This window comes from Dyadobacter frigoris (assembly GCF_005280585.1).
Taxonomy (GTDB): domain Bacteria; phylum Bacteroidota; class Bacteroidia; order Cytophagales; family Spirosomataceae; genus Dyadobacter; species Dyadobacter frigoris.
Genome location: NZ_SZVO01000031.1, coordinates 23,012 through 29,578 on the forward strand (window position 1 = coordinate 23,012; position 6,567 = coordinate 29,578).

Sequence of the window (6,567 nt, forward strand, 5' to 3'; positions counted from 1 at the left end):
GTCACAAACAGTAATATTTTATTTTTAAACTTAACACGCTTTTTATTTAACCAGTTAACTTAAACTAAATACACACAAATGAACAAGAAACAATTCTTAAAAAAGGCATTCGCAGCGGCATTGGTTGCCGTGATGGTATGCAGCTCATCCGCGCTTTTTGCTCAGGTGAAGATTGGGGCTAATCCGACATCGATTGCTACCGGTTCTGCATTGGAAGTTGAAGCCTCCGATAAAGGAGTAAGATTGCCCCAAGTTTCTTTGACTAGCACAATCGTATTTGCGCCTGTTTTAGGCGTGGGAACGGCCGCTACTTCGCCTGGGATGACGGTTTACAATACAAACCCTGCAATCACTTTTGGCAAAGCGTCAAATGGGACAACTTACCCTGAGTCTGGTGTAGGAGAATACTATTGGGATGGCTTTGGTTGGGTTACGCAAAATGCAACCAAAGGTTATAGGTTAGTGTGGGGAGGCAGCGCGGCTGGCCCCTTTCATTCGGTAACCGGCGGCCCACAATATAATATGTTAACCACCGAACAATTCGATAGCTTTAATGCGGGATCAGGCGGCGTTTTCACAGCTCCATTCGACGCATTCTATACTGTCACTCAGACATTTAGAGTAAAGTACACTGGACCAACAGGTTCGAGCGGTGTTTTAGCCAGTTACATAAACGTTACTCCATTGGCAACAGGTACTGCTGTAACAAGAAGCCAGGGAGGTGGTGCTGGAAATTTTGGCTTTACAATCGGATGGAGCCATACAGTAACATTATCTCTTAAGACTGGAGATAAAATCACTTTCGCTGCTCAGCCTTGTAGCGGATGCGTTGCTGGCAGTAATTATGATGTTACCGACCTTGATCAAACAATTGCAGTTTTTCAATAGTCTCTGCTAGTGTAGTTTTCAGATGCTAATCCATGCTCTGTTTTCTCACAGAACATTCAGACTAACCAAGCATTTTGTAAAGCAGCTTACAAAAACGGGATCGTTCATAAGCAAAAAAATTCAGTTTAAAACTTAACAAACACACAGGATATCTTTTTAACTCAAAACTAAATGCACTCAATGAACAACAAACAATTCTTAAAAAAGGCATACGCCGCGGCAATGGTTGCTGTGATGGTATGCAGCTCCTCAGCACTTTTTGCACAGGTGAAAATCGGAACAAATCCTACGTTAATTAATGCGGCGAATAATCTGGAAGTAGAAGCTTCTACGGCTGGACGCAAAACGAGTGTAGATAAAACCACCGGGCAGGTAACCATTAAGGACGGAACAGAAGGAACTGGTAAAGTATTGACTTCTGATGTAGCAGGTGGTGCCAGCTGGCAACCTTTTGGAACACCAACACTGGCTGTTCAGGCAAAAGTTAAACTCCAGGATTATAGCTATTATCCCACTGCTTCGCGAATGAATTTTGGCACCACGGTTTTTGACAATTCAGGAAGTATATTGGCAAATGCATTTATTGCTCCTTCCAGTGGCGTTTATATGGTAAAGGCGGGTAGTTTCATGTCGCCACTAGGGTCCGGTTCCACAGGGCCGTTCAACATACATATTCAATTATATGTGAACGCTGTATTTAAGGAAACTATCGCTTCACCGGTTGTCTTTGCGGGTACCAATAATTTTGTAACAGGTGTTGTGATACTTCGCGTAAATGCAGGTGACGAATTAAGTATCACTTCTGATTCTCAACAGGCAGGCGGGTATTTCTATTGTTCCGGTGGAGACGTTGTTTTCGCGAAAATATCTAATTAAAAATAAGAATAGTTACGGTCTATTTGCAATCGGTACACATCCCGGAGCGGATTTAATGAAAAGCAGCCAAAAAATCGGGTTTGGACAAAAAAATCAAAACAAACACACAAATTAAAAAACAGAACAATGAAAAAAACATATATGAATCCTTTCCAAATAAAGGGCTGGATCAAGATCATGGCTTCGGCGGCATTGCTGGCCTTAGGCGGCGCAGTGCAGGCACAGGAAGGAAGCCTGGGCAACACCACCATTTTCGGAGGTGCGCAAATGACTTTCTTCGGGAACAGCAATTTCCTTACCCCTACCGGCGGCACCCAGCCAGGCGTAATCCTGACTGAGCGCGCTACGGCAACGATCAGCTACCTGAACTATTTTGGCAATAACCTTACGGCTACGGGTGTAACGGATGCCAGTTATGTAGATGGGTATGTACGTAAATATGGTACGGGCCTGTTTGTTTTCCCGGTGGGAGATAATGGCAATGCCGGGCAGTTTGCGGCTTCGTCGGATGGGACGAGCGGGGCGTATTTTCATACGGATGCTACCACGGCTGTTACAAGCAATCTTTTCACGGGTACCAACTATCCTGTACTTCCCGCGGGCGGGCCATTTCCTACTACCAGCGTAGCCGCAGGCGTGGGTACGGTGAGCAAAATAGAATACTGGGATATTGACGGAGCCACGGCTACGCCTATTACTTTGACCTGGGATGGCGGAAGTAACATTACCACCCTGACGGCAAACGCACTCGGCAAACTGACGATCGTGGGCTGGAACCCGGGCACAAGCAAATGGGAAGCCATCGCTTCGGCCGTGGATGTCACCTCTGTACTGGGTGGTGCAAGTGATATCCTTCTGGGAGGATCCATCACCTCAACAGCTTCGGTAATACCTAATACGTATACAGCATATACATTGGCAGCAGTTGGGACGATTGATCTGACACCAACTTTGCCAAGACCGCTGGTTACAAGTTTTCTGGGAGGGCAAACTTCCGAAGGTGTATTACGTCTGACAAACTTAACTCCAAATCCAACAACAGGAACCGTTGTAGTATTTCTTGAACTTGGCTCAGGTTTCGAAATGACGGTTGATCCTGCGGCAGTTATATCAGGAGGGCTGGCAGTAACAAATGCACAATGGACCATCACGGACTTTGGAGGCGGATCTTTTGAATTTGATTCGAAACCGGGTGTTGTAATAGCAGCAAACAGTTTTGTTAATCTTGGCTATAAGCTAAAAGCAACAGGTCCTGTAACCACCACAGGTATCATCACTGCTACGATTGATACAAAAACAGGAAGCGCCAATGTAGCTACCGGCGACAGTAATGATAATAACAACATCGTGGTGAAAGTTTTAGGTATTGTACTTTAGAATGAATTGTATGAAAAAGCTAATATTATTAATATTTTTTGTGACAGGCCTGCATGTTGCAGTTCTGGCGCAATGTGATCCGCAGTTTGCGGTTGGCCCGACCTACACAGGAACTTCTGTTGTGAGCGGAACGCCAACGATACTGGTAGGAGAAACCGGAACACTCAATTTTGGTTTTGGCGTTGGAACTGATGCAGGATGTAATGCCGCCGCAGGAAATACAGCCGGAGGAATTATCATTACGCTGTCGTTTGCGCCAAGTTATGGTCCTCAATCCGCAGCGGACATTTCCGGTCCATACGCGTCGTATTTCGACTGGGTTTATGACGCTGCCGGAACATCACTGTTTGGCTTCCAGAATGCACCGATACCGGTTGGTCCGCCAGCTAATTTCGTTGTTCAGGTAAAGGGCAATGCAATCACTCCCGGAACGATAGCTCCACCAACTTCTTTAAACTGGACTTCTGACCTCAATCCGCCACCGACTAATGCTTCTACCGGAAATGATATCAGATCGCTTGGACTGAATGTTGATGCCGCCCTGCCAGTAACACTGGTAAGCTTTACTGCAAGAAAAGAGGGTAAAATTGCAAACCTGAATTGGAGTACAACAGCGGAAATGAACAGTGACCGATTTGAAATAGAACACAGCCTAAATGGTAAAAACTGGAATAAAATCGGTGTTTTGAAATCGAATGGTGAAAGTAAAACGCTACTGAGTTATACGTATTCAGACCGCAATCCCGGCGAAGGTGAGAACCTTTACCGTCTGCGAATGGTAGACAACGACGCGACTTTTGCTTACAGCCGGATCCAAAGTGTAACATTTGACGGACTGAACATAGATTTGTCGGTATATCCGAACCCCGCAACCGATAAAATTCTACTTAGAGATTTTAGCAAGATTACCGAAGTTGTGATTAGTGACCTAAACGGCCGGACGGTACATCTTTCGGGTACATCCGCTAACGGGCAGATCAATGTCAAAAATTTAGTTCCCGGTACTTACATTGTTAAAATCACACGATCAGATGGAGGTATCAGCTCACAGAAAATCGTGATCAGCAGGTAAGTCTTCTACACTGCGGCCTGGTAGCAGGCCGCAGGTATTTTCGCGCACTCATCACCAATAATTAATTTTTTAAACAACAACACTATGTCTAAAATGTATAGGACTTTTACATTAGCACTTTTAGGTATCCTTTTGCTGACAGGAGCGGCCAGGTCTGTCTATGCACAGTGTGATCCGAGATTTAGCGGGACCTTGTATACCGGGACTTCCAGCCCTTCAAATATTGCGACAATTCTTGTTGGCGAAACCGCAACTTTGAATTTCAATTTTGGAGTAGGACCGCTTTCCGGATGTACGGCGCCTGCGGGAAATATTCCCGGGGCCATCACGATCACCATTTCCTTTCCGCCTAACTATGGACCTTCATCTTCAGTTGTAACCGGCCCCCAGGCGTCACTTTATAACTGGACTTATGATCCGGTTACGAACAAACTGACGGGTGTAAATAATGCCCTTATCCCTCGTGGGGGATCTGCACTATTTGCAGTGTCTGTTGTAGGCCTTGTTGCAACTCCTGGCTTAGGCACTCCTTTGACTGATTTTCAATTTACCTCCACGACCTCACCACCAATTACAGATGGTAATACAGGAAATAATACTGCTAGCATAGGATTAAATGTTGATCCTAAACCTCCGGTAACCGTGCCGGACACTAAAATAACCGTTGCCGGAACGCCAACGGTTATTTCGGTACTGACCAATGACACACCGGGTACTGATCCGATTGCGCCTGGAACCGTTTTAATTACCGATCCCGCGGATAATACACCAAAAACGTCGGTAACGATTCCCGGCGAGGGCACCTATACGGTCAATACTACAACGGGCGACGTGACGTTCACACCAATTCCAACGTTTACAGGAACAGGTACGCCTGTTTCCTACACGGTGAAAGATGTGAATGGGGTTATTTCAAATTCGTCAACGATTATTGTAACTGTAACTCCTGCTGTACCGCCAACCGCTGTGCCTGATCCGAAAACAACGCCGTTTAACACACCGGTAACTATAACGACGATATCAAATGATATCCCGGGAAGCTCGCCAATTGACCCGACCAGCGTTTTGATCATCGATCCGGCCGATAACACTCCGAAAACATCCGTGACCATTCCGGGTGAAGGTACCTATGTGGTGAACACGACAACAGGTGATATTACTTTCACTCCTGTACCCACGTTCACAGGAACCGGAACGCCGGTTAGTTATACAGAAAAAGATGTGAACGGGGTTATTTCAAATCCGGCTCCCATTACGGTTACAGTAGGACCGCCAACACCGCCGACCGCCGTACCTGATCCGAAAACAACGCCGTTTAACACACCGGTAACTATAACGACGATATCAAATGATATACCGGGAAGCTCGCCAATTGACCCGACCAGTGTTTTGATCATTGATCCGGCCGATAACACTCCGAAAACATCCGTAACCATTCCGGGTGAAGGTACCTATGTGGTGAACCCGACAACAGGTGATATTACTTTCACTCCTGTACCCACGTTCACAGGAACCGGAACTCCGGTTAGTTATACAGAAAAAGATGTGAACGGGGTTATTTCAAATCCGGCTCCCATTACGGTTACAGTAGGACCGCCAACACCGCCAACCGCTGTGCCTGATCCGAAAACAACGCCGTTTAACACACCGGTGACTATAACGACGATATCAAATGATATCCCGGGAAGCTCGCCAATTGACCCGACCAGCGTTTTGATCATCGATCCGGCCGATAACACTCCGAAAACATCCGTGACCATTCCGGGTGAAGGTACCTATGTGGTGAACACGACAACAGGTGATATTACTTTCACTCCTGTACCCACGTTCACAGGAACCGGAACTCCGGTTAGTTATACAGAAAAAGATGTGAACGGGGTTATTTCAAATCCGGCTCCCATTACGGTTACAGTAGGACCGCCAACACCGCCGACCGCCGTACCAGATCCGAAAACAACGCCGTTTAACACACCTGTGACTATAACGACGATATCAAATGATATACCGGGAAGTTCGCCAATTGACCCGACCAGCGTTTTGATCATTGATCCGGCCGATAACACTCCGAAAACATCCGTGACCATTCCGGGTGAAGGTACCTATGTGGTGAACACGACAACGGGTGATATCACTTTCACACCGGTAGCGACGTTCACAGGAACTGCCACGCCGGTTAATTATACGGAAAAAGATGTGAACGGAGTGATTTCAAATCCGGCTCCCATTACGGTTACCGTAACGGCTACACCACCCGTGGCAAAAACTGACATAGGAACTTCTACCAACGGAAATCCGGCTATCGTGACGGTATTGACCAACGACACGCCAGGTTCAGCACCGATTGACCCGACTAC

General features: G+C 46.4%; 5 protein-coding genes. All 5 read left to right on the forward strand.

The features are described from left to right. Positions 1-78 precede the first annotated feature (78 nt). A complete protein-coding gene (locus tag FDK13_RS33980) occupies positions 79-888 on the forward strand; it encodes a phage tail-like protein (RefSeq protein WP_137344468.1) in 810 nt (269 codons plus the stop codon). Positions 889-1,068: 180 nt separating this feature from the next. Next, positions 1,069-1,764 carry a hypothetical protein gene (locus FDK13_RS33985; protein WP_137344469.1) on the forward strand — a complete coding sequence of 232 codons (696 nt, stop codon included), beginning with the start codon at positions 1,069-1,071 and terminating at the stop codon, positions 1,762-1,764. Between the two features lie 126 nt (positions 1,765-1,890). Then, the gene (locus FDK13_RS33990) at positions 1,891-3,141 is read left to right on the forward strand and encodes a hypothetical protein (RefSeq protein ID WP_137344470.1); all 1,251 of its coding nucleotides are present in this window, start codon (positions 1,891-1,893) and stop codon (positions 3,139-3,141) included. A gap of 10 nt (positions 3,142-3,151) precedes the next feature. Next, positions 3,152-4,213 carry a T9SS type A sorting domain-containing protein gene (locus FDK13_RS33995; RefSeq protein WP_170983001.1) on the forward strand — a complete coding sequence of 354 codons (1,062 nt, stop codon included), beginning with the start codon at positions 3,152-3,154 and terminating at the stop codon, positions 4,211-4,213. Between the two features lie 84 nt (positions 4,214-4,297). Continuing rightward, the coding region (locus FDK13_RS34000) for an Ig-like domain-containing protein (protein ID WP_220417500.1) at positions 4,298-6,567 on the forward strand (2,270 nt) is incomplete at its 3' end.

Excerpts from the sequence above, each read along its gene's own strand:
- FDK13_RS33990 (WP_137344470.1), top strand. The coding sequence starts at position 1,891 with ATGAAAAAAACATATATGAATCCTTTCCAAATAAAGGGCTGGATCAAG.
- FDK13_RS33995 (WP_170983001.1), top strand. The coding sequence starts at position 3,152 with ATGAAAAAGCTAATATTATTAATATTTTTTGTGACAGGCCTGCATGTT.
- FDK13_RS33980 (WP_137344468.1), top strand. The coding sequence starts at position 79 with ATGAACAAGAAACAATTCTTAAAAAAGGCATTCGCAGCGGCATTGGTT.
- FDK13_RS33985 (WP_137344469.1), top strand. The coding sequence starts at position 1,069 with ATGAACAACAAACAATTCTTAAAAAAGGCATACGCCGCGGCAATGGTT.